This window comes from Devosia sp. (assembly GCF_048261455.1).
Lineage (GTDB): Bacteria > Pseudomonadota > Alphaproteobacteria > Rhizobiales > Devosiaceae > Devosia_A.
The window spans coordinates 13019-35172 of record NZ_JBLXGA010000012.1 but is presented as its reverse complement, the minus strand read 5'-3'; the positions used below and the strand labels follow the sequence as shown (position 1 = coordinate 35172).

Sequence of the window (22154 nt, the reverse complement as noted above, 5' to 3'; positions counted from 1 at the left end):
CTTCTTCTTTTGGAGGCTATTGGATGAGAAGTGACGCAGTCGGCCTGAACGGCACATGAACGTCGGTAAATCTTTCCTGGAGCGGACGAATTCCCTCAGCCGGAAACGCAAAGGGTTGAACTCCGTTCCGCATTTAATCGCTCGGCAGAACAGACGACCGGTTGAGGCTGGCGGAATGCATCGACGGCGCGCAGCTTGCGGTTGCTGCGGCTGGCCAGCCCGGTGGGCCAATGCTAATCGATGGCCATGCGACAGGATCAGCACAGTATCGAGCTTCAGACACGCGGTGCCGGGCTCTACGAGTTCACCGACCATGTGGCGGCATTCGTTGCCGACAGCGGTATCGAGACCGGACTCGTCACGGTGTTCTGCCGGCACACATCGTGCTCGCTGCTGGTGCAGGAAAATGCCGACCCGGACGTGCAAAGGGATCTCAAAGGTTATTTTGCCCGCATTGCGCCCGAGGGCATGGACTGGATCGTCCACACCACCGAGGGGCCGGACGACATGCCGGCCCATATCCGTACGGCACTGACACAGAGTTCGATCGGCGTGCCGGTGGGGCACGGTGAGTTGCTGCTGGGCACCTGGCAGGGGATTTATCTGTTCGAGCACCGGGCCCGCCCACATCGCCGCCAGATCGTAATGCATATCATCGGGGAATAGAGCAGGGCGGGGACGCCGCCCTGCACCAAGATGTGATCAGTCTTCGATGTCCCAGGTGACCTGGACGTTGACCGCAAAGTTCAGTTCGCCGCCGGCGACGGGGACCTTGGCGGATTCGTCATAGGCCATGGTGGTGGCGCGCATCTGCATGGGCTGGGGCGCGGAATAGCCCTGGTTTTCGGTGATCGAGACGACGTCACCCAGACTTTCGCCCGCCACATCGGCATAGATGCCGGCCTTGCGGCGGGCATCGGCGAAGGCCATTTGGCGGGCCTCATCATACAGCGGGGTGGTCTCGTCGACGGCAAAGCTGATGCCGTTGATCTGATTGGCACCGACGCTCACCTGCTGATCAAGCACCGCACCGAGACTGTCGAGATCGCGAATGCGGACGGTAACGGTGTTGGAGACCTGATAGCCGTTGATCTTGGGGGGCTGATTGTAGCCATCGGCGTCGCGGGCATCCGAATAGACGTAGTTCGGGTTGACCGAAAAGTTCGACGTCTGGATGTCGCGCTCGGCGATGCCGGCTTCCTTCAGCGTGGCGATGAGCTGTTCCATGGCGGCGGAGTTGGCATCGAGCGCCTCACGCGCCGTGGCGCCCTGGGTGGTCACGCCCGAGTTGATGTAGGCGGTATCGGGGGCGGCGGAAATCTCGCCGGTGCCGGTGACTGAAATGACGCCCTCGTCAGCGAATGCCGGCAGGCTGAGGCCAGCCATGAGGGCGAAGGGGATAAGAGCGGTGATCGGACGCATGGCGTCTCTCCTCGATGAATATACTCGGCGGCTTGTGGCGGCCGAATGGGGTGGTAGTGCGGCCGCGATGAACGGGAGTTGAACGCCGCAGCCTGTGATCTGTTCGACGGTGCTGGAGAGGAAATCCTTGGGGGGCATGGGCTGAAAGTCTGAGGCACGTGCCTCATGCCTCGCTGGACAGTGCGCGACCGGGCGGGTTAGGTATCGCCAACAAAAAAGAGGGGGAAGTTGCGGGATGAACCATCCTATCGTGCCGAATGAGGGCGTGCTGATCGGGCGCGCGCGTGTGCCCGGATTTGCACATCCGCGGGTCGTGACCGTGCGCGGTGACGAGGTTTTCGACATCACCGGAAAGCAGGCCCCGACGTCGCGGGACGTGGCGGAGCTAAGCGATCCGGTGGATCACGTGACCTCGGCCAAGGGGACGTCGATCGGCAGTGTCGAGGCGCTGTTGAAGAATTCCTGGGCCGCCGGAATGGATGCCGGGGCACCCTCGCTGCTGTCGCCCATCGACATGCAGGCGGTGAAGGCCGCCGGCGTGACCTTCGTCGTTTCGCTACTGGAACGGGTGATCGAAGAGCAGGCGCGTGGCGACAAGGCCAAGGCCGACACGCTGCGGCGCGACATTCTCGATTTGATCGGCACCGATCTGAGCGAGCTGGTGCCCGGTTCGGACACCGCGATGCAGGTCAAGGAGACGTTGATTTCGCGCGGTGTGTGGAGCCAGTATCTCGAAGTCGGCATCGGGCCCGACGCTGAAATCTTCACCAAGTGCCAGCCGATGGCGTCGGTCGGCTATGGCGCCGATGTCGGTATTCTGCCGATTTCGGAGTGGAACAATCCCGAGCCGGAAGTGGCGATGGTGGTGACCTCCAAGGGCAGTATCATCGGCGCGACGCTGGGCAATGATGTGAACCTGCGCGATGTCGAGGGGCGCTCGGCGCTGCTGCTCGGCAAGGCCAAGGACAATAATGCCTCGGCCTCGCTGGGGCCATTCATCCGGCTGTTCGACGGCGATTTCACCATCGAGACGGTGAAGCAGTCGGACATTTCTCTGAATGTGACCGGCAAGGACGACGGCTTCATCCTCGAGGGCGTCTCCAACATGGAGCAGATCAGCCGCACACCGGAATCGCTTTGCAATTCGGCCATCGGGGCGCACCACCAGTATCCGGACGGGTTCGTGCTTTATCTGGGCACGATGTTCGCGCCGGTGAAGGACCGCGGCGGCGAGGGCAAGGGCTTTACCCACAAGCCGGGTGACGTCGTCTCCATCTCGACGCCTTCGCTGGGTAAGCTGTCGAACACCGTGCGCATGGCCACCGAATGTGCGCCGTGGACCTATGGTGCGAGCCACCTGTACCGCGATCTCGCGCAGGCGGGACTTCTCTAGGACCGCGCTGCTGCCGGCACGCCGCGAAACACTCAAAACTCCGTGCCGTCAGGCACGCAAAGAAGGATCGACTCAATGGATCTGCATCAGAACCTGATCAATGGCGAATGGGTTGGCGGGGACGCCGCCGAAAACATCAACCCGTCCAATACCGGCGACGTGGTGGGCACCTATGCCCGCGCTTCGACCGACGACGCGCAGGCGGCGATTGCTGCGGCCAAGGATGCCTTCCCGGCCTGGTCGCGCTCCGGCCTGCTGCAGCGCTGGGAAATCCTCTCAAAGACCGCGCACGAGATCTTTGCCCGCAAGAACGAGCTCGGCGAGCTGCTGAGCCGCGAGGAGGGCAAGACTCTGGCCGAGGGCATTGGCGAGGCGACCCGCGCCGGCCAGATCTTCGAGTTCTTCGCCGGCGAGGCGCTGCGGCTGACCGGCGAGACGGTGCCGTCGATCCGTCCGGGCGTCGGTGTCGAAATGACCCGCGAGCCGGTGGGCGTCGTTGGCATCATCACGCCGTGGAATTTCCCGATCGCCATCCCGGCGTGGAAGATCGCCCCGGCGCTGTGCTACGGCAACACCGTGGTGTTCAAGCCCGCCGACCTGGTGCCGGGCTGCTCGTGGGCCATCGTCGAGATGCTGCACCGTCATGGTCTGCCCAAGGGCGTGCTCAACCTCGTGATGGGTCGCGGCTCGGTTGTGGGCCAGACGATGCTCGACAGCCGCGATATCGCGGCGATGACCTTCACCGGTTCGGTCAACACCGGCCGCAAGGTGGCCGAGGCCAGCGTCAAGGTGATGCGCAAGTTCCAGCTCGAGATGGGCGGCAAGAACCCGACGCTGGTGCTGGACGACGCCGACCTCAAGGTGGCCGTCGAGAGCGTGGCGCAGTCGGCATTCTTTTCGACCGGGCAGCGCTGCACGGCGTCGTCGCGCGTCATCGTCACCGAGGGCATTCATGACGCCTTTGTCGAGGCACTGGCCGAGCGCACCAAGAACCTCAGGGTCGGCGATGCGCTTGCCAAGGACACCGAGATCGGGCCGGTGGTCGATTCCAGCCAGCTCAAGCAGGACATGGACTATATCGATATCGGCCAGTCGGAGGGCGCGACGTTGAAGGTCGGCGGCCAGCGGCTGAACCGTGAAACCGAGGGCTTCTATCTGCAGCCGGCGCTGTTCACCGGCGTTCACAACGACATGCGGATCGCGCGCGAGGAAATCTTCGGGCCGGTCGCGGCGGTGATCAAGGTCAAGGATTACGAGGAAGGCCTGGCGGTCGCCAATGACACCGAGTTCGGGCTGAGCTCGGGCATCGTCACGACTTCTCTGAAGTATGCGACGCACTTCAAGCGCAATGCCGAGGCGGGCATGGTGATGGTCAACGTGCCGACGGCCGGCGTCGATTTCCACGTGCCCTTCGGCGGGCGCAAGGGGTCGAGCTATGGGCCGAAAGAGCAGGGCAAATATGCCGCCGAGTTCTTCACCCAGGTGAAGACGGCCTATACCGCCGCCGGCTGATCGGGTCGTAGTGGATGCATTTGGCGGCGCCGGAGGGAGACCTTCGGCGCCGTTTTCGTATCTGGCGACCAAGGTTCACCGCCCGTGGGTGCAATGGTTCTAGTGGTTGTTGCGTATACAGGTATACAGTAGCATTTATTGGGTGGATGTATTCGTTGGCGGGTCATCTCAACTTGAATACGCAGTAATTCTTGTATGGGAGTTATGTTAACTTTCTCGCGGCATCAAAAGAGCTTTCCGAGTGTGCGCGAGGCCAATAATGAGCATTCCCCACCTGTCTATCCGTAGCAGTCTGATCGGGTTGATCATCGTTCTGTCGGCAGGGCTCATCCTGCTTGCCTTTGTCGAGGCAGAGCGGGCCTTCGAAACCTTCGATATTGTCGACCATGTCGAGTATTCGAGCGAGACAGCGGACCATCTGCTGAACAGCGGCGGGGCCTGGGCGCTGGAGCGCGGGCTGACCAATACGGCGCTGGCCGCTGCAACGCCCGTGAATGCCGAGTTGCGGGCGCGGATAGACGAGCGCCGCGGTTTTGGCGACGCGGAATACGCGGTGGCGCTGGAGCGGGTTGAGACCGGTGAGCATTTTGCCGGAAAAGAGGAGATCATGGCGGAGATGACGGCGGCGCGTAACGCAGCCGTGGCGCTGCGCGCCAAGGTCGACGCGGCGCTGCAATTGCCGCTGGACCAGCGGGACCCGCAGCTGGCGGCGTCGTGGGTGCCGACGATGACGCAGATGATCGTGACGTCGCAGCGGCTGCGCGAGGCGTCGCGCTACATGTCGGGTGCCACCGGCGCGGTGGTCGGCGCGCTGGAAACGGTGCGCGGCGAAATCTGGGCGATGAGCGAATTTTCGGGCCGCGAGCGGGCGGTGATCGGCGCGACCCTGGCGAACGGCGGGCCGATCGACATGGCAAAGCTGGCGACGCTCAGCCGCTTCCGCGGCCGGGTGGAGCAGGCGTGGTTCAACGTCGAGGCCTATCTGGAGCATGACTATGCGCCGCCGGAGATGGTGGGCGCGGCCGAGCAGGTGCGCAACGTGTTCTTCGGTGAGTTCGAGGAACTGCGCCAGGCGATCTATGCGGCGGGCACATCCGGTGGGGCCTATCCCGTCACTGCGGGCGAATGGATCAACCGGTCTACCGCAGCGATCGACACGATCATTAACCTGTCACGTCAGTCGACGGAGGCGGACCACCGGCTGCTCGAAACGGCGCATAACGGCGCGGTGGTGAGCCTTGCCGTGACCGTGGGCCTGCTGCTGCTTGGCGTGGGCCTTGCGGCGCTCGCCATCTGGGTCACGGCCTGGCGCGTGACCGGTCCGCTGCGGCAGATCACGGCGCGGATGAGCGAACTGGCTGCCAACGATCTCGGGATTCAGGTGCCCCATCTTGAGCGCCGTGACGAGATCGGCGCCATGGCGAACGCGCTGCAGGTGTTCAAGCAAAAGTGCAACGAGGTGGCGATTCTCGGCGAGGAGGAAGCGGCGCGCAATGTCGAGGCCCGACGGCGCGCGCAGGTCATGGAAGATTTCCAGACCGCTTTCGGTGCCGTGATGGCCGCGACCGAGGCCGGCGACTACAGCCGCCGCATCGAGAAGACCTTCGGGGAGGACGAAGATATCAACCGGATCGCGCGTTCTGCCGACGAGATGCTGGATACGATCAACGCGGCGCTCAATGAGGCGGGGCATGTGCTCTCGGCACTGGCCCGCAAGGACCTGACCGAGCGGATGACCGGCACTTACAGCGGCGTGCTGGCGTCACTGCAAGAGGACACCAATCTGGTTGCCGAGCGCATGGGCGAGCTGATTGCACGGCTGCAGTCCACGTCGCGGGCGCTGCGCACTGCCACCGGCGAGATCCTGTCGGGCGCGAACGATCTGTCCGAGCGGACGACCCGTCAGGCGGCAACCATCGAGGAGACCAGCGCCGCGATGGAACAGCTGGCCGGAACGGTGGGCGAGACCGCCAGCAAGGCCGGCGTCGGTGCCGAGCATACACGGTCGGCGGCAGCGCTGGCCGAAGACGGACGCGAAGTGATGGAGTCGGCCACCGAGGCGATGACCCGGATCACCGCGTCGTCGGCGCAGATTTCCAACATCATCGGGATGATCGACGACATCGCCTTCCAGACCAACCTGCTGGCGCTAAACGCTTCGGTCGAAGCGGCACGGGCCGGCGAGGCGGGCAAGGGGTTTGCCGTGGTCGCGGTCGAAGTGCGCCGGCTGGCGCAGAGCGCGGCCGAGGCGTCGTCGGACGTCAAGGCGCTGATCGAGAAAAGCGGCGGCGAGGTCGAGGACGGCTCGCGGCTCGTGGCGAGCGCGGCGGAGAAGCTCGAGCGCATCATCGAGGCGGTGCGCAGCAACACGACGCTCATCGCCGATATCGCGCAGGCCAGCGTCGGTCAGTCGGCAACGATCGCGGAAATCTCGGTGGCGGTGCGGCAGATGGACGAGATGACCCAGCACAACGCGGCGCTGGTCGAGGAAACCAATGCGGCGATCGAGCAGACCGACGCGCAGACTGTGGAGCTCGACGAGATCGTCGCGGTCTATCGCGTGGGCCAGCCCGCAAGCCACGGCCGGGCCAAAGCGGCATAAGCTCCGTGGGCTATTGGGGCAGGGACGGTGGTGGGCCCGGCAGGACTCGAACCTGCAACCAGACCGTTATGAGCGGTCGGCTCTAACCATTGAGCTACAGGCCCCGAGCGCCTGAATAGCAGGCCTTGAGACAAGGTCAACAGGCTCAGTCGGCCGCGACGATGCGATAGAGATCGCCTTCGATGGTGGTCAGGTAGAGTTCGCCGGCCGCGTCCTCGCCGAAGGAAGTGATGGCGCCGGTGTTGAGCGTATCGGTCCAGTCGGTGATTTCGCCGACGGTGCCATCGGCATAGGCGAAGGAGCGCACGAAGCCGCCACAGAAATCGGCGTAGAAATACTGGCCGTCGAGTTCGGGGATGGCCGTGCCGCGATAGACATAGCCGCCGGTGATGGAACAGCCGCCGTCGGCGTGACTATAGGCATGGACCGGTGCGGTGAGACCGGTAGTGTCGCAGGTCTGGGCGCCATAGCAGGCAGTGCCCTCGGTGATGTTCCAGCCGAGATTGGCGCCGGCATCTTCGGTGCTGATGACCGAGATTTCTTCCTGGGCGCCCTGGCCGACGTCGGCGATGTATATGTCGTTGCCGTCAAAATCGATGCGCCAGGGATTGCGAAGCCCGGTGGCAAAGATCTCCGGGCGGCCGGCAGCTCCGCCGGCAAAGGGATTGGCGGACGGGATCGCGTAGGGCGCTGCCGCGTCGACATCGATGCGCAGCAGCTTGCCGAGGAGCGTGTCGGGATTTTGCGCCCGGTTCTGCGGGTCGCCGCCGGCGCCGCCATCGCCGGTGCCGATATAGAGCAGGCCATCGGGGCCGAAGCCGAGCCAGCCGCCATTGTGATTGCCGTAGGGCTGATCGATGGCCAGCAGTTCGGTGGCCGAGGCAGGATCGGCGACGTCGGGATCGTCCGACACGGTATAGGCGACAATGCGGGTGTCGCCGGCGCGGTCGGTGTAATTGACAAAAAAGCGCCCGTTCTCGGCATAGTCGGGATGGAAGGCGAGGCCGAGCAGCCCGCGTTCGCCGGAGGCCGTCGTCTTGTCGCCGAGATCGAGGAACGGCGTTTCGGTGAGCGCGCCATCCTTGACGATGCGAATGGTGCCGGTCTGCTCGACGACGAAGAGCCGCGGATCATCGGGCGGCGCCACGGCATAAAGCGGCAGATCGAGGCCAGTGGCCAGCTGTTCGGCCGCAAGCTTCACCTCAAGGGCGGTCGCCGGACCGCAAAGCCCGGCGAAGGTGAAGGCAGCGAGGGCGGTGGCGGTCAGGCGGCGCATGCGAGTCTCCCGGTTCAGTTGGGGCCGGAGGTCTCCTGATCTTCGAGATCTGCCAGTGCCGCTTCGGCCCGCAGCGCGCGATCGCGCCACTCCTCAAGGGTATGCCCGTCGAGGCGCTCCGGTTCCGTCACAGGTGCGGGAGCGGTGCCCGGGGCGGGGCCCTTCTCGGTCGCCTGTGTCGAGGTGATGCGGGCATGCAGGGCGCGCAGATATTCCTCGTCATCGGGGTCCAGCGTGCCGGCACGATAATCGTCCAGCATGGTGTTGAGCTGGGCCGTGGTGTCCTCGTTCATCGTACCGGTGGCGAGCAGTTCATTGATCAGCGCGTCGGGCTGCACACGTCATCTCCTTGTTCGGTTCGCTTAAACTAGACAATGCCGGCTGCCGATGAAAGGCGCTGCGGCATGCGGTCACTGGCATGTCACTGGGGTGTGGGGGCGGTGCGGAAGTTGCGGCTGAGCCAGGGCGAGCCGGCGATGCCGAAGCGCCAAGGCAGGTCGGCGGCCTTGGTGATGCCAATGCGCGGGCCGATGACGACAGGTGGCGTAGTCTCGGCCAGGGTGATGGCGAAGGGCGCTGCGGCGAGCGGCAGACCATCGTGGCTGCGGTCGATGCCAAGGGCGGCGGCGAGCTTGCCGGGCCCGGAACAGAGGGCGCGCGGTGCCTCGAGATTGCGGCGCAGGCGCATGGCATCAAGGCCGGTGGTGGGCTCGAGAGCGCGGATCAGCACGGCGGAAGCCTCGGCGCAGGTGAAATTGAGACACCAGTGGATGCCGTAGGAGCGATAGACATAGCTCAGCGCGGGGCCGGCAAACATGGTGGCATTGCGCGGGGTGGGGCCGCGATGGCTGTGCGAGGCCGGCTCGGACGGGTGATAGGCTTCGGTTTCGGTGATGCGGCCACCGACGCCATCGACCAGCAGCTCGGCGCCGAGCAGCAGCCGGGCGACCTCGGTCACCTCGCGCGTGAAAAAGTCAGGGTCGATCATGGGAACTCGTGAACCGCAGGGAAGCCGATTCAGCCGTCAGCCGGCGGCAAGATCAAGCGGTTTTCTGCACGCGGGCGAGGGCGGCCCGGGCGGTGATTTCAGCGATGCCGTTGGTGTAGCTGGTCGTGGCATTGGTGATCGTCGCGGCCAGGGCGTTCTGGCCGGCGATAAAGCTCTGATTGGACAGGCGGCGCTTGGCATTCTGACCCGTTACGTAGTCAAATGCGTTTTTGCGCTGCACCCAGTTCATGGAACGCTTGGCGATCTGCATGAGCGGATGCTGCGCTCGGGATGTTAATGAAGTGCTACCGCACCGCCGCTGCGGTGTTTCGATACGATGCAGGATAATAAATAATGTCGAGCAGCCTGAAATTTGGAACGAGCGGGCTGCGCGGGCTTGCCGTCGAGCTGGAGGGGCCGGCGGCACGGCGCTATGTGACGGCCTTCGTCGCGCATCTTCGCGCGACCGGGCAGACCGGATCGGGCAAGCTGTTCATCGGGCGCGATCTGCGTCCATCGAGCCCGCAGATTGCGCGCGATTGTGCCGCCGCGGTGACGGCGGCGGGGCTGGAGGCGATCGATTGCGGCGTGCTGCCGACACCGGCGCTGGCGCTGGCGGCGATGGCCGAGGATGGCGCGGCGATCATGGTGACGGGCAGCCATATTCCGGGCGACCGGAACGGGCTGAAATTCTACACGCCGAAGGGCGAGATCACCAAATTGGACGAGCAGGGGATTGCCGCGGCGCTGGGTGCGGACGCGCCAGACGGCGCGGGTGTGGCGCGCGATGGCGTGGCGTCGGCATTGGAGCTTTACGAAGCGCGCTATCGCGGCCTGCTGGCGGCGGATGCGCTTTCGGGCTGGCGCATCGGGGTGTTCGAGCATTCCTCGGTGGCGCGGGAGCTGCTGGTAGCGGTGCTGGCACAGACGGGCGCTGACGTGGTCCGTCTGGGGCGCAGCGACAGCTTCGTGGCGGTCGACACCGAGGTGCCGACCGACGCCGTCTATGCGCCGGTGGCCGGCTGGATCCGGGATGAACACCTCGACGCGGTGGTGTCGACCGATGGCGATGCCGACCGGCCGCTGGTGATCGACGCCGACGGCAGTTTCGTGCGCGGCGATGTGCTGGGGCTGATCACGGCGCGCTGGCTGGGCGCCGATGTGGTGGTGACGCCGGTGACGTCGAATTCGGCGATCGAGGATGTCGGGCTGTTCCGCGACGTGCTGCGGACCCGGGTCGGCTCGCCCTATGTCATCGCCGGCATGGAGACGGCGGCGGCGGAAGGCCCGGTCGTCGGGTTCGAAGCGAATGGCGGGGTGCTGCTGGGCAGTGCGGCGCGGATTGGCGCGAAGGGCCTGTCGGCACTGCCGACGCGCGATGCGCTGCTGCCGATCCTCGCGGTGCTGGCCTCGGCGCAGGCCGAGGGGCGGTCGATCGCCGAGCTGGTCGGGACGCTGCCGGTTCGCGCGGCGCTCAGCGATCGGCTGGCCGAGGTGCCGCAGCAAAAGTCCGCGGCCTTTCTGGCGCGGTTGCGGGACGAGGCCGGGTTCGCCGAGGGTTTTTTCGCGCCGGTCGGCGAGATCGCGCAGCGATCGGATATCGATGGGTTACGCTTTGCGCTGGTTTCGGGTGACACGGTGCATTACCGGCCCTCGGGCAATGCCCCGGAAATGCGCTGCTATGTCGAAGGCGTCACGCCGGAGCGGGCGGCTGAACTGATGGCCTGGGGGCTGGAATCCGCGGCGGCCCAGGTGCGCTGAACTAGCCGCGGGCCATGACGAAAGCGGCGGCGCCGGCCATGATCGAGGCCGCCGTGCGGTTCAGCAGCTTCAGCGATTTCGGCGTGCGGAAGAGGTCGCGAGCGCTCGCTGCGAGAGCCGCATAGGCCGAGCCGATGGCCAGCAGCAGCGTGGCGGTGATGACGGTCAGTTCGGCAAGGCCGATCAGCGTGATCGGCCGGTCGAGCGGCAGGACCGTCGGCAGCAAGGCCAGATAGAAGGCGATGGTCTTGGGATTGCCGAGCGTCAGCGCGAAGCCGCCGACGAAGGCGCGCCAGGCGCCGCCGCCCTTTTTGGGCGCCAGCTTTTCGCCGCCGGGCTTTGCCGTCCAGAACTGCCAGGCGATGTAGAGCAGGTAGATTGCGCTGGCCCATTTGACGACGACGAAGATCGGGCTGAACCAGGTGGCGACGGCGGCGAGGCCGAACAGCGCGAAGAGCAGATAGACCATGTCGCCGGCCAGGATGCCGACGACCATCGGGAAAGCCTCACGGAAGCCGCCGCCCAGCGCGCGCGCGACGATGGCCGCCACACCGGGGCCGGGAATCGCGACGGCGATCGCATAGGCGACGGCGAAGGTGACGAGCGTGATCAGATCCATGGGGCAGCTCCGGATTTCGCCCGTACATATCCGGGGCAGGTGACCTCGGCAATCCCGGTGCCAAGGCATAAAAAAGGCCCCGCCGAAGCGGGGCCCTTCTGCTGGACGCTGCGGAGGGTCAGCGCGGCAGCAGCACGTCGTCGACAACGTGGATGACGCCGTTGGACTGATTGACGTCGGCGGTCGTCACCAGAGCGGCACCACCAGCCTCGTCGAAGATGTAGACATGGCTGCCCTTGAGCACGGCGGTGAGCGCATCGCCGCTGAGGGTTTCCATGTTGTAGCGGCCGCCCATGGCCTTGGCCTTGGCAACGAGGTCAGCAGCAGTAAGCTTGCCGGAGACCACGTGTGCGGTGAGCACCTTGGTCAGCTGATCCTTGTTCTCGGGCTCGAGCAGGGTGGCAACCGTGCCGTCGGGAAGCTTGTCGAAGGCGGCATTGGTCGGTGCGAAGACGGTGAAGGGGCCGGGGCCCGACAGCGCGTCGACGAGATCGGCAGCCTTGACCGCGGCGACGAGCGTCGTGTGCTCGGCCGAATTGACGGCATTCTCGATGATGTTCTTGGTCGGGTACATGGCAGCGCCGCCAACCATCGGGAAGTCGCCCTCGGGCGCCATCATCGAGTCGTCCGCGGCCATGTCGTCGGAGGCCATATTGTCGGAGGCCATGGCGTCGTCGGAAGACATGGAGTCATCGGAAGACATCGAATCATCGGCCATCGGCTCATCCATGGCCATGGAGTCGGAGGCCATAGCGTCGCCGGACATGTTATCGGAAGCCATGCTGTCGGAGCTCATGTCATCCGAGGCCATGTCATCCGAGCTCATGGCATCGCCGGCCATCGCATCATCAGCCATCGCATCGTCCGACTTCGGCAGAAGCACGGCGTCGATGACGTGGATTACGCCGTTCGATTGAACGACGTCGGCGATCGTCACATTGGCGACGCCACCGTTCTCGTCGGTGATGGTGACGGTGCCGTTCTCGGTCTTCAGCCACAGCTTGCAGCCACCCACGGTGGTGACTTCATGCATGCCGCCGTCGTCGGCAACCATGGAGACGATGTCGCTCGACATGGCCTTGGCGGGAATGACGTGGCAGGTGAGAATCTCGGCCAGCTGATCCTTGTTCTCGGGCTTCAGCAGAGTTTCGACGGTGCCATCGGGCAGGGCGTCGAAGGCCTCATTGGTCGGGGCCAGCACCGTGAAGGGGCCGGGGCCCTTGAGCGTGTCGACAAGGCCGGCCGCCTTGACCGCAGCAACCAGCGTTGTGTGGTCCGCCGAGTTCACCGCGTTGTCGATGATGTCACGCTCGGGGAGCATTTCAGCGCCGCCGACCATGGGATTGTCGGCGAAAGCGACCGAAGAACTCAGCAGTGCGATGGTGGCCGGCATGACGAGGCCGGTAATCAGTGTGGTTTTCATTATTTGCCCTCCTCTGGGATTGAAACGCCGTGGCGTTGTCGTCGAGGGGAGCTACGGAACGGAAGGGTGATGAGGTTTCGGGGTTCCGATCACTAGTTCGTGACCGGAACCTATGTCAGCGCGGCGTCAGGGCAGCTTTGCGAGCCTGGCGGTGAGCAGATCGTAAAAGCCTTCGGCATCGCCGGAGCGCAGGAAGAAGCAGTTGTGGGCGCGTCCGGTGACGCCCCAGTAGTCGGCGACGGTCATGCCCATCGTGAGCTCGCTGCCGGTCTCGATGGTGACGTTGATGCGCCGGCCCTCGAACAGGTTGGGCTGCAGCAGATAGGCGATGACGCAGGGATCGTGCAGCGGGGCGCCCTCGGTGCCGTATTTCTTGAGGTCGAAACGCTCGGAAAAGCTGAGCATCTCGAACACGGCCTGGCCGGCGCGATTGCCCAGTGAGCGGATGCGCTGCAGACGGGCTGGGGTGGCCTGCATCATGTGGCTGAGATCGAGTGGCGCGACGACGATCGGCACGCCCGAGCGGAAGACGATATCGGCGGCGTCGGGATCGACATAGATGTTGAACTCGGCGACCGGGGTGATGTTGCCGCCCTCGAAATAGCCGCCGCCCATCAGCACGATTTCGCCGATGCGCTTGGCGATTTCCGGCGCCTTGGCCAGGGCCATGCCCAGATTGGTCAGCGGACCAAGGGCGCAGATGGTCAGTTCGCCCGGCGCGTGGGTCTTGATCATGTCGATGAGGTAGTCGACGCCGTGCTGGGTCTGCGGCCGGATGCTCGGCTCGGGTAGATCCGGGCCATCGAGGCCGGTGTCGCCATGCACATGTTCGGCAGTGACCAGGCGGCGGCGCAGGGGCCGTTCGCAGCCGGCATAAACCGGCACGTCGGGGCGGCCGGCGAGCTCGAGCACCCGCAACGCGTTCTTGACGTTAAGGGCCAGCGGCACATTGCCGGCGACCGCGACGATGCCCTGAACATCGATTTCGTCCGGCGAGGCCAACGCCAACAGGATTGCGACGGCGTCGTCCTGACCGGGGTCGGTGTCGATAATGATCTTGCGTTTCATAGGTTTGCTGCCCGGTCCTGAATGTTTGAGTCCGAAACAAAATAGAGTGGCAACCGTGCAGCGTCCACCATGGGAACAAGGCGTGCACATAGACGTTGTGATGCCAACGGAAACGAGAGAGAAGTCATGGCCATCAGTTTCGGACGACAGCGGCCATCGCTTCGGCTGGCAAAAGAAATCCAGCAGACCAATTTCGAGCGCGTACTTGGAAACTCTGCGCAGATCGCAGTCATTCTGATTGGCGTCATCACGGCCTTCGTGGCCATCCAGACAGCACAGTTCATTCTGGCCCCGGTCTTCCTGGCCGTTGTGATCGGGTTGATGTTCGGCCCGGTCGCAGACGCGATGGAGCAGCGCGGCGTGCCGGAAATGCTGTCGGCAGCGGTCGTCGTGTTGCTGCTGCTGGCGGTCATCGTGGTTGGTGGCGTGATGTTTTTTGGTCCGCTCGCCGAATGGAGCGCCCGGCTGCCGCAGATCTGGGTGCAGCTTCAGGAAGAGCTCGCGAACCTGCGTCAGCCGCTCGAGGCCATCGGGGCCCTGCAAGATCAGGTCTCTGGCATTCTGGGTGGCAATGACGCGATGTCGGTATCGGTCGAGGATTCGAGCACGGTCACCGGTATCGCGCTGATGGCACCCAGCATCCTGGCGCAGGTGCTGATGTTCCTCGTGAGCCTCTATTTCTTCATCGCGACGCGCGAGAACATTCGCATCTCGGTGCTGTCGCTGTGCGTCAGCCGCCGCTTGCGCTGGCGCGCCGCACACGCCTTCCGTGACGTCGAGCAGAAGGTGTCGAAATATCTGCTGACCATCACGATGGTGAACATCGGGGTGGGCACAGTGGTTGGCCTGCTCATGTGGGGTGCCGGCATGCCGACGCCGCTGCTGTGGGGCGCGCTGGCCGCCGTGCTGAACTATATCCCGTTCGTCGGGCAGGCGTTCATGGCCGTGATCCTGTTCCTCACCGGGTTGGGGACGACCGGGACGATCGGCGGGGCCTTTCTTCCAGTGGCGCTCTACTGGAGCGTCAATTTCGTCGAAGGCAATTTCGTGACGCCCAATCTGCTCGGGCACACGATGACCATCAACCCGTTCATGATCTTCCTGTCGCTGACGATCTGGCTTTGGGCCTGGGGTCCTGTGGGCGGTCTGGTGGCGATCCCGTCGCTGCTGATGCTCTATTCCTTCGCCACCCACATCCTGCCGACGCGTGACGTGGCGACGCCGCGGCAGCGGCGCCGGCTGGCGCGCGGCGCCTCGGCCGACACCAGGCACGCGGAACCCGTGCACATGCCGCCATCGCCCGAGAGCGAAGCTCGCTTTGATTCCCCGGCTGCCAAGCCCGCAGAGTAGCGTCTGACGCAGGTCAGCTTCCCGTACCTGCACCTGTGGGCAGCCTTGACGCTGCCCGCGGGGCCACTCAAACCTGTCAGCTTCAATTTCCGCGACAGGGGGCACGATGGCGGGCGAACTTGCGAGCCATGCTGCGGAGACTGCGGCGCATGGCGGGGTAGATCTGGTCCAGGTCGTTGCGCTGCTGGCGGCAGGGGTCATCGCGGTGCCTATCTTCCGGCGGCTGGGCCTCGGCTCGGTGCTCGGCTATCTGGCAGCGGGGTTGGCGGTCGGTCCGTTCGGACTGCAGCTGGTCAACGATCCCGAGGCGATCCTGCACGCGGCCGAACTCGGCGTCGTATTGTTCCTGTTCATCATCGGTCTTGAGATGGAGCCGGGGAAGCTGTGGGCCCTGCGCCGGCAGATCTTCGGGCTCGGTGTGTTGCAGGTGGCGATCAGCGGCGCATTGCTGACCGGTGTCGGCGTCCTCGTCGGGTTTTCGCCGCCGGTGGCCTTCGTCGCCGGTATGGGCTTCGTGCTCACCTCGACGGCGATCGTCATGCAATTGCTGGCCGAGCGCGGCGAAATGGCGAGTGCCAGTGGACAGAAGGTCGTTTCGATCCTGCTGCTCGAGGATCTGGCGATCGTGCCGCTGTTGGGTGTGGTGGCGCTGATGGCGCCGTCGGACGGCACGGGAGAGGCGGCCAACCCATGGATAGCCGTCGGGCTCGCCGTGGCAAGCATAGCGGCGCTGGGCTTCGTCGGCCGGCTGGTGCTGAATCCGATGTTCCGCATTCTCGCCAATGCCCGGGCCCGAGAGGTGATGACAGCTGCGGCGCTGCTGGTGGTGCTGGGCGCCGCGCTGCTGTTCCAGGTCGGTGGGCTCTCGATGGCGATGGGGGCGTTCCTTGCCGGGGTGCTGCTGTCGACGTCCAGTTTCCGTCATCAGCTGGAAGCCGATGTAGAGCCGTTCCGCGGACTGCTGCTGGGGCTTTTCTTTCTGGCCGTAGGCATGTCGCTCGACCTGTCGGTGGTCGCGGAGCAGTGGCAGCTGATCGCCATTTCGGTGGTGAGCTACATGGTGGTGAAAGCCATCGCGATCTACGGGCTGGCGCGGGTGCTGAAGGCGGATCATGCCGAGGCGCTGTCGCGCGCCATGCTGATGGCGCAGGGCGGCGAATTCGCTTTCGTGCTGTTCAGCACGGCGGTGTCGAGCGGTCTCATCAGCTCGGAACAGAACGCGATCTTTACCGCCACGGTGATCATCTCGATGGTGTTGACGCCGTTCTCGATGATGCTGCTGAAGCTGCTGCCGGAGCCTCAGGTCTCGATGGAGGGGATGGAGGAGCCGAATGGGCTGAAGGGCAATGTGCTGCTGATCGGCTTCGGCCGGTTCGGTCAGATCGCCAGCCAGCCTCTGATCGCCAAGGGCTACTCGGTCGCGATCATCGACAATGATGCCGAAATGATCCGCGTGGCCTCGCGCTTCGGCATGAAGGTCTATTATGGCGACGGGACACGGCTCGATATTCTGCACGCCGCGGGCGCAGAGACGGCCGAGATCGTTCTGGTGTGCGTCGACAAGAAGGCCGACTCGCTGCGCATCGTCGAACTGCTGAAATCGGAATTCCCGCTGTCGCAGGTGCTGGCGCGGGCCTTCGACCGCGGTCATGCGATCGAACTGGTCAAGCTCGGGGTCGAGTACCAGATTCGCGAGCTGTTCGAATCGGCACTGAGCTTCAGCAGCGAGACATTGCGGCGTCTGGGGACCGACAGCGGCGAAATCGCGGATCTGGTGGAAGGGGTCCGCGAACGTGACCGGCAACGGTTCGCCGCACAGGTGGTCGGCGGTATGCAGGCGGGGCGCGATCTGCTGCTTTCGAACGCCGACGATCAAGCCCGTGAAAGCGGCAGTGTAAAGGGACCGGCGGAGCCAGTTCTTCCTGTGTCAGCCGAGCCTGACGGGAAGATCTGAGGCGCGCTGGGCGGGTCTTCCCCCCGTTCTCATTAAGTGCAAAGGTGCCCTTACGAGGGGAAGTCGAAACATGCAGCAGGAATTGCGTTCATGGCCCATAAGCCAATTGTCCTTGATGCCCCAATCCCCGAGCCGCGCGCCCTAGATGCTGAGGCGCTGCAGGCTGAAATCCTTGAAAAACTAACTTATTCTGTCGGCAAGGACCCGATTGTCGCCCGGCCGCACGACTGGCTGAAGGCGACAATTCTGGCCGTGCGCGACCGCATCATCGACCAGTGGATGGAGTCCAGCCGGCAAACCTGGCGGACTTCGAACAAGCGCGTCTATTACCTGAGCCTCGAATTCCTGATCGGCCGGCTGATGCGCGATGCAATGAGCAATCTGGGCCTGATGGAATCGGTGCGCGATGCGCTGACCAGTTTCGACGTCGATCTCGGCGATCTGATCAATCTCGAGCCCGATGCGGCACTCGGCAATGGCGGCCTCGGTCGGCTGGCGGCGTGTTTCCTCGAATCCATGTCGTCGATCGACATCCCGGCCTATGGCTACGGTATCCGATACGCGCACGGCCTGTTCCGCCAGGAAATGAGCGAAGGCTGGCAGGTCGAACTGCCGGAAGACTGGCTGGCGCATGGCAATCCGTGGGAGTTCGAGCGGCGCGAGAGCACCTACGAGGTCGGCTTCGGTGGCCATGTTGAGCCGGTGCAGGAGCCCGATGGCTCGACGCGGCTCGAATGGCGTCCGTCCGAGCATGTGCTGGCGGTGGCGTTCGACACGCCGATCGTCGGCTGGCGCGGCAAGCGGGTGAACACGCTGCGGCTGTGGAGTGCGCAGCCGGTCGACCCGATCCTGCTCGACAAGTTCAATTCGGGCGACCACATCGGCGCCCTGGCAGAAAGCTCGAAGGCAGAAGCGATTACGCGGGTTCTCTACCCTGCCGATTCAACCGCGGCAGGCCAGGAGCTGCGGCTGCGCCAGGAGTTCTTCTTCTCCTCCGCCTCGCTGCAGGACATCGTGCGCCGGCACATGCAGCAATACGGCGATCTGGGCTCGCTCAGCGACAAGGTCGCGATCCAGCTCAATGACACGCATCCGGCGATCTCGATTGCCGAGCTGATGCGCATCCTGATCGACATCCACGGGATGAAGTGGGCCGATGCCTGGAAGCTGACCAAGGGTACTTTCGGCTACACCAACCACACGCTGCTGCCCGAGGCGCTGGAAACCTGGCCGGTGGCGCTGCTCGAGCGCATGCTGCCGCGCCAGATGCAGATCATCTACGCCATCAATGCCGAGGTGCTGCAAGAGGCGCGCGAGGGTGCCGGGTTCACCGACGAGCAGATCGCCAACGTGTCGCTGATCGACGAGCATGGCTCGCGCCGGGTGCGGATGGGGCAGCTGGCCTTTGTCGGCAGCCATTCGATCAATGGCGTTTCGGCGCTGCATACCGAGCTGATGAAGCAGACGGTGTTCGCCGATCTCAACAGCCTTTATCCCGAGCGGATCAACAACAAGACCAACGGCGTGACGCAGCGGCGCTGGCTGATGCAGTGCAACCCGGGTCTGACCAAGCTGATCAGTGATCGGATCGGGCCGGAATTCCTCGACGATTTCAGCGCGCTGGCCAAGCTCGACAAGCATGCCGACGACCCGGAATTCCAGAAGCAGTTCGCTGCGGCCAAGCGGGTCAACAAGGAGCGTCTGGCGCAGGTGATCCGCGACCGTGTGGGCGTGGTGGTGTCGCCGGATGCGATGTTCGACGTCCACATCAAGCGGATCCACGAATACAAGCGCCAGCTGCTCAACATCATCGAGACGGTGGCGCAATATTCCGCGATGCGCTCGCATCCGGAGCGCAAATGGGCGCCGCGGGTGAAGATTTTCGCTGGCAAGGCGGCGCCGAGCTACTGGAACGCCAAGCTGATCATCAAGATGATCACCGACGTCGCCAAGGTCATCAACAACGACCCGGCGGTGCGTGGGCTGCTCAAGGTGGTGTTCCTGCCGAACTACAATGTGAGCCTGGCTGAAACCATCATTCCGGCGGCAGACCTGAGCGAGCAGATCTCGACGGCCGGTATGGAGGCCTCGGGTACTGGCAACATGAAGTTCATGGCCAATGGTGCGCTGACCATCGGCACGCTGGACGGTGCCAATGTCGAGATGCTGGAGCAGGTCGGCAGCGACAACATGGTGATCTTCGGCCTCACCGCCGAGGAAGTGGCCGACAAGCGGGCCCGCAGCGAAGTGCCGCTGAATGCCATCGAAAGCTCGCCAATGCTGAAAGAGGCGCTGGAAGCGATCGCGACGGGCGTCTTCTCGCCGGACGATCCGGATCGCTACCGCGACCTGATCGGCGGGCTCTACGACCATGACTGGTTCATGGTGGCGCGCGATTTCGATGCGTTCGCCGCCGCGCAGCGCAAGGTCGACGCGCTGTGGAATGACCCGCAGAAATGGTATGCGATGGCCATCCGGAACACGGCGCATGTGAGCTGGTTCTCCTCAGACCGGACAATCCGGCAGTATGCGGAAGAGATCTGGGGGGTCCCGGTCACCGGGGCGTAGTCAGGCGTGAGCAAGATGGCGTGGCAGGCGGATGACAGCGACATCCGCTCGGTTGTCGCGGGGCGGTCCGCCGACCCGTTTCGCGTTCTCGGACTGCATGAGACCGACGACGGGTGGGTGGCGCGCTGCTTCATCCCCCACGCCGAAAGCGTCACCGCGCTCAGTCTTGACGGCAAGGTGCTGGGTGAGCTGACCCGGCGCGACGACGCCGGGTTCTTCGAGGGCAAGGTGCGTGTCAGCGGACGCACGCCCGTGAGCTATCAGGCGCGCAATGCCGGTGGCGAGTGGACGGTGCTCGACCCCTACAGCTTCGGGCCCGTGCTGGGGCCGATGGACGACTATTACATCGGTGAAGGCTCGCATCTGCGGCTGTTCGACAAGCTCGGCGCGCATTTCATGAGTTTCGAGGGGGTCGAGGGCACGCATTTCGCGGTGTGGGCGCCGAACGCGCAGCGGGTCAGCGTCGTCGGTCCGTTCAACGACTGGGACGGGCGCCGGCATCAGATGCGGGTGCGGATCAACAATGGCATCTGGGAAGTGTTCATTCCCGGCGTGCGACCAGGCACGATCTACAAATACGAGATCGTCGACCAGAACGGCACGCTGCGGCCGCTGAAGGCGGATCCATTCGCCCAGCAATCCGAGATGCGACCGATGACGGCCTCGGTGGTGGCGGACCCGACGCCTTTCGCCTGGACCGACGACGCCTATATGGCCCGGCGCGCCGAGCAGGACTGGCGGCGCAAGCCGGTATCCATCTACGAGGTGCATCTCGGCTCGTGGCGCAAGCGCGCCGATGGCAGCTTCATGAGCTATGAGCAGCTGGCCGAGCAGTTGATCCCCTATGCGACCGACCTCGGCTATACCCATATCGAGCTGCTGCCGATCTCGGAGCATCCGTTCGACCCCAGCTGGGGCTATCAGCCGACAGGGCTCTATGCACCGACGGCGCGGTTCGGCGATCCGCATGATTTCGCACGCTTCGTCGATGCGGCGCATGCGGCCGGGCTAGGGGTGATCCTCGACTGGGTGCCGGCGCATTTCCCGACCGACGAACACGGGCTGGCGCGGTTCGACGGCACGGCGCTTTACGAGCATCTCGATCCGCGCAAGGGCTATCACCCCGACTGGAACACGGCGATCTACAATTTCGGGCGGCGCGAGGTGGTGAGTTTCCTCGTCAACAATGCGCTGTTCTGGCTCGATAAATTCCACATCGACGGGCTGCGCGTCGATGCCGTGGCGTCGATGCTCTATCTCGATTATTCGCGCCAGCCGGGGGAGTGGGTGCCGAACCAGTTCGGCGGCAACCACAATCTCGAGGCGGTCGACTTTCTCAAGCGCGTCAATACCGAAGCCTATCGGCTTCATCCGGGCGTCATGATGATCGCCGAAGAGTCGACCTCATGGAACGGGGTGAGCGCGCCGGCCGATGCCGGGGGGCTGGGCTTCGGGTTCAAGTGGAACATGGGGTTCATGAACGACACGCTGCGCTACATGTCGCGTGCCCCGATCTACCGGCGCTACCACCACAACGACATGACCTTTGCGGCGCTCTATGCGTTTTCGGAAAACTTCATCCTGCCGCTCAGCCACGACGAGGTGGTGCATGGCAAGGGCTCGCTGCTCGACAAGATGAGCGGCGACGACTGGCAGCAGTTTGCCGGGCTTCGGGCCTATTACGGCTTCATGTGGGGCTGGCCGGGCAAGAAGCTGTTGTTCATGGGGCAGGAATTCGGCCAGCGCGAGGAATGGAACGACGCCAAGGGGCTCGACTGGTACCTGCTCGAAGCGCCGGCGCATGAGGGCATCCGCCGGCTGGTGGCCGACCTCAACGCGGTCTATCGCGAACTGCCGGCGCTGCACGCGCGGGACAATGAGCCCGAGGGTTTCGAATGGCTGGTTGGCAATGACCAGGCGAACTCGGTGTTCGCCTTTACCCGCAAGGCGCCCGGAGAAGCGCCGGTGGTGGTGATTTGTAACATGACGCCGGAACCGCGGGTGGACTATCGTGTTCCCATGCCGCTCGCCGGCAACTGGGTAGAACGGCTCAATACGGATGCCGGCTGGTACGGTGGCACGAACAAAGGCAACCAGGGACGGGTGATTGCGCGTTCCAGTGAGGTGGAGGGTCTCGGGGCATATGCAGATGTCTATCTGCCGCCCATGTCGACGCTGTATCTGCAGTACGAACCGGCCTGAGGGGCAGGGTTCAGGG

17 protein-coding genes, 1 tRNA gene and 1 pseudogene are annotated in these 22154 nt (G+C 64.4%); 9 read left to right on the top strand and 10 right to left on the bottom strand.

The window, feature by feature from the left end; all coding sequences use genetic code 11:
- The first annotated feature begins 246 nt into the window (after nt 1–246).
- Nucleotides 247–666 carry a secondary thiamine-phosphate synthase enzyme YjbQ gene (locus ACN0TK_RS13180; protein ID WP_417310070.1) on the top strand — a complete coding sequence of 140 codons (420 nt, stop codon included), beginning with the start codon at nt 247–249 and terminating at the stop codon, nt 664–666.
- A gap of 36 nt (nt 667–702) precedes the next feature.
- Here ACN0TK_RS13180 and ACN0TK_RS13175 read toward each other — a convergent pair whose 3' ends face one another.
- Entirely contained in the window at nt 703–1422 is a 720-nt protein-coding gene (locus tag ACN0TK_RS13175) for an SIMPL domain-containing protein (protein WP_417309969.1), read from the bottom strand.
- 235 nt (nt 1423–1657) lie between these two features.
- Between ACN0TK_RS13175 and ACN0TK_RS13170 the strand changes: the two genes are divergently transcribed.
- From ACN0TK_RS13170 to ACN0TK_RS13160, 3 genes are all read left to right on the top strand, one after another.
- The gene (locus tag ACN0TK_RS13170) at nt 1658–2815 is read left to right on the top strand and encodes a fumarylacetoacetate hydrolase family protein (RefSeq protein WP_417309968.1); all 1158 of its coding nucleotides are present in this window, start codon (nt 1658–1660) and stop codon (nt 2813–2815) included.
- A 75-nt stretch (nt 2816–2890) separates the two neighbouring features.
- Nucleotides 2891–4327: an aldehyde dehydrogenase family protein gene (locus tag ACN0TK_RS13165; protein WP_417309967.1), complete on the top strand. Its 1437-nt coding sequence runs from the start codon at nt 2891–2893 to the stop codon at nt 4325–4327.
- 259 nt (nt 4328–4586) lie between these two features.
- Nucleotides 4587–6929 carry a methyl-accepting chemotaxis protein gene (locus tag ACN0TK_RS13160; RefSeq protein ID WP_417309966.1) on the top strand — a complete coding sequence of 781 codons (2343 nt, stop codon included), beginning with the start codon at nt 4587–4589 and terminating at the stop codon, nt 6927–6929.
- A gap of 28 nt (nt 6930–6957) precedes the next feature.
- Here the strand turns inward: ACN0TK_RS13160 and ACN0TK_RS13155 are convergent.
- The 5 genes from ACN0TK_RS13155 to ACN0TK_RS13135 all read right to left on the bottom strand — a co-directional run bounded on the left by ACN0TK_RS13155 (nt 6958) and on the right by ACN0TK_RS13135 (nt 9464).
- Nucleotides 6958–7033 (bottom strand) — tRNA-Ile (locus tag ACN0TK_RS13155).
- Between the two features lie 41 nt (nt 7034–7074).
- The gene (locus ACN0TK_RS13150; RefSeq protein ID WP_417309965.1) at nt 7075–8205 is read right to left on the bottom strand and encodes a PQQ-dependent sugar dehydrogenase; all 1131 of its coding nucleotides are present in this window, start codon (nt 8203–8205) and stop codon (nt 7075–7077) included.
- Between the two features lie 14 nt (nt 8206–8219).
- Nucleotides 8220–8543, bottom strand: coding sequence for a hypothetical protein (locus tag ACN0TK_RS13145; RefSeq protein WP_417309964.1), 324 nt, complete (start codon nt 8541–8543; stop codon nt 8220–8222).
- 83 nt (nt 8544–8626) lie between these two features.
- On the bottom strand, nt 8627–9193 hold the full coding sequence (locus ACN0TK_RS13140; protein WP_417309963.1) for a DNA-3-methyladenine glycosylase: 567 nt from the start codon (nt 9191–9193) through the stop codon (nt 8627–8629).
- 52 nt (nt 9194–9245) lie between these two features.
- Nucleotides 9246–9464, bottom strand: a complete 219-nt coding sequence (locus tag ACN0TK_RS13135; RefSeq protein ID WP_417309962.1) for a hypothetical protein — start codon at nt 9462–9464, stop codon at nt 9246–9248.
- Nucleotides 9465–9544: 80 nt separating this feature from the next.
- Between ACN0TK_RS13135 and ACN0TK_RS13130 the strand changes: the two genes are divergently transcribed.
- Nucleotides 9545–10954, top strand: a complete 1410-nt coding sequence (locus ACN0TK_RS13130) for a phosphomannomutase (protein ID WP_417310069.1) — start codon at nt 9545–9547, stop codon at nt 10952–10954.
- Nucleotide 10955: 1 nt separating this feature from the next.
- On the opposite strand, the gene ACN0TK_RS13125 is transcribed toward ACN0TK_RS13130, so the two are convergent.
- The 4 genes and pseudogenes from ACN0TK_RS13125 to ACN0TK_RS13110 form a co-directional block, all read right to left on the bottom strand.
- Nucleotides 10956–11573: a LysE family translocator gene (locus ACN0TK_RS13125; RefSeq protein ID WP_417309961.1), complete on the bottom strand. Its 618-nt coding sequence runs from the start codon at nt 11571–11573 to the stop codon at nt 10956–10958.
- A gap of 118 nt (nt 11574–11691) precedes the next feature.
- Nucleotides 11692–12225: a fasciclin domain-containing protein gene (locus ACN0TK_RS13120; protein ID WP_417310068.1), complete on the bottom strand. Its 534-nt coding sequence runs from the start codon at nt 12223–12225 to the stop codon at nt 11692–11694.
- 216 nt (nt 12226–12441) lie between these two features.
- Nucleotides 12442–12966: pseudogene (locus tag ACN0TK_RS13115) on the bottom strand (fasciclin domain-containing protein); the annotation flags it as partial.
- A gap of 156 nt (nt 12967–13122) precedes the next feature.
- Complete coding sequence (locus tag ACN0TK_RS13110) at nt 13123–14064, bottom strand: nucleoside hydrolase (RefSeq protein WP_417309960.1); 942 nt, start codon at nt 14062–14064, stop codon at nt 13123–13125.
- Nucleotides 14065–14190: 126 nt separating this feature from the next.
- Between ACN0TK_RS13110 and ACN0TK_RS13105 the strand changes: the two genes are divergently transcribed.
- From ACN0TK_RS13105 to glgB, 4 genes are all read left to right on the top strand, one after another.
- Nucleotides 14191–15414: an AI-2E family transporter gene (locus tag ACN0TK_RS13105; protein ID WP_417309959.1), complete on the top strand. Its 1224-nt coding sequence runs from the start codon at nt 14191–14193 to the stop codon at nt 15412–15414.
- 106 nt (nt 15415–15520) lie between these two features.
- Nucleotides 15521–17368: a monovalent cation:proton antiporter-2 (CPA2) family protein gene (locus tag ACN0TK_RS13100; RefSeq protein WP_417309958.1), complete on the top strand. Its 1848-nt coding sequence runs from the start codon at nt 15521–15523 to the stop codon at nt 17366–17368.
- A 90-nt stretch (nt 17369–17458) separates the two neighbouring features.
- Nucleotides 17459–19936, top strand: coding sequence for a glycogen/starch/alpha-glucan phosphorylase (locus ACN0TK_RS13095; RefSeq protein WP_417309957.1), 2478 nt, complete (start codon nt 17459–17461; stop codon nt 19934–19936).
- Between the two features lie 15 nt (nt 19937–19951).
- On the top strand, nt 19952–22138 hold the full coding sequence (gene glgB, locus ACN0TK_RS13090) for a 1,4-alpha-glucan branching protein GlgB (protein ID WP_417310067.1): 2187 nt from the start codon (nt 19952–19954) through the stop codon (nt 22136–22138).
- Nucleotides 22139–22154 lie beyond the last annotated feature (16 nt).

What these genes read in the sequence shown, in the direction of transcription:
- glgB (WP_417310067.1), top strand. Translation starts at nt 19,952, where the DNA reads ATGGCGTGGCAGGCGGATGACAGCGACATCCGCTCGGTTGTCGCGGGG.
- ACN0TK_RS13165 (WP_417309967.1), top strand. Translation starts at nt 2,891, where the DNA reads ATGGATCTGCATCAGAACCTGATCAATGGCGAATGGGTTGGCGGGGAC.
- ACN0TK_RS13135 (WP_417309962.1), bottom strand. Translation starts at nt 9,464, where the DNA reads ATGCAGATCGCCAAGCGTTCCATGAACTGGGTGCAGCGCAAAAACGCA.
- ACN0TK_RS13180 (WP_417310070.1), top strand. Translation starts at nt 247, where the DNA reads ATGCGACAGGATCAGCACAGTATCGAGCTTCAGACACGCGGTGCCGGG.
- ACN0TK_RS13095 (WP_417309957.1), top strand. Translation starts at nt 17,459, where the DNA reads ATGGCCCATAAGCCAATTGTCCTTGATGCCCCAATCCCCGAGCCGCGC.
- ACN0TK_RS13125 (WP_417309961.1), bottom strand. Translation starts at nt 11,573, where the DNA reads ATGGATCTGATCACGCTCGTCACCTTCGCCGTCGCCTATGCGATCGCC.
- ACN0TK_RS13150 (WP_417309965.1), bottom strand. Translation starts at nt 8,205, where the DNA reads ATGCGCCGCCTGACCGCCACCGCCCTCGCTGCCTTCACCTTCGCCGGG.
- ACN0TK_RS13140 (WP_417309963.1), bottom strand. Translation starts at nt 9,193, where the DNA reads ATGATCGACCCTGACTTTTTCACGCGCGAGGTGACCGAGGTCGCCCGG.
- ACN0TK_RS13175 (WP_417309969.1), bottom strand. Translation starts at nt 1,422, where the DNA reads ATGCGTCCGATCACCGCTCTTATCCCCTTCGCCCTCATGGCTGGCCTC.
- ACN0TK_RS13100 (WP_417309958.1), top strand. Translation starts at nt 15,521, where the DNA reads ATGGCGGGCGAACTTGCGAGCCATGCTGCGGAGACTGCGGCGCATGGC.
- ACN0TK_RS13120 (WP_417310068.1), bottom strand. Translation starts at nt 12,225, where the DNA reads ATGGCCTCCGACGACATGGCCGCGGACGACTCGATGATGGCGCCCGAG.
- ACN0TK_RS13160 (WP_417309966.1), top strand. Translation starts at nt 4,587, where the DNA reads ATGAGCATTCCCCACCTGTCTATCCGTAGCAGTCTGATCGGGTTGATC.
- ACN0TK_RS13110 (WP_417309960.1), bottom strand. Translation starts at nt 14,064, where the DNA reads ATGAAACGCAAGATCATTATCGACACCGACCCCGGTCAGGACGACGCC.
- ACN0TK_RS13105 (WP_417309959.1), top strand. Translation starts at nt 14,191, where the DNA reads ATGGCCATCAGTTTCGGACGACAGCGGCCATCGCTTCGGCTGGCAAAA.
- ACN0TK_RS13170 (WP_417309968.1), top strand. Translation starts at nt 1,658, where the DNA reads ATGAACCATCCTATCGTGCCGAATGAGGGCGTGCTGATCGGGCGCGCG.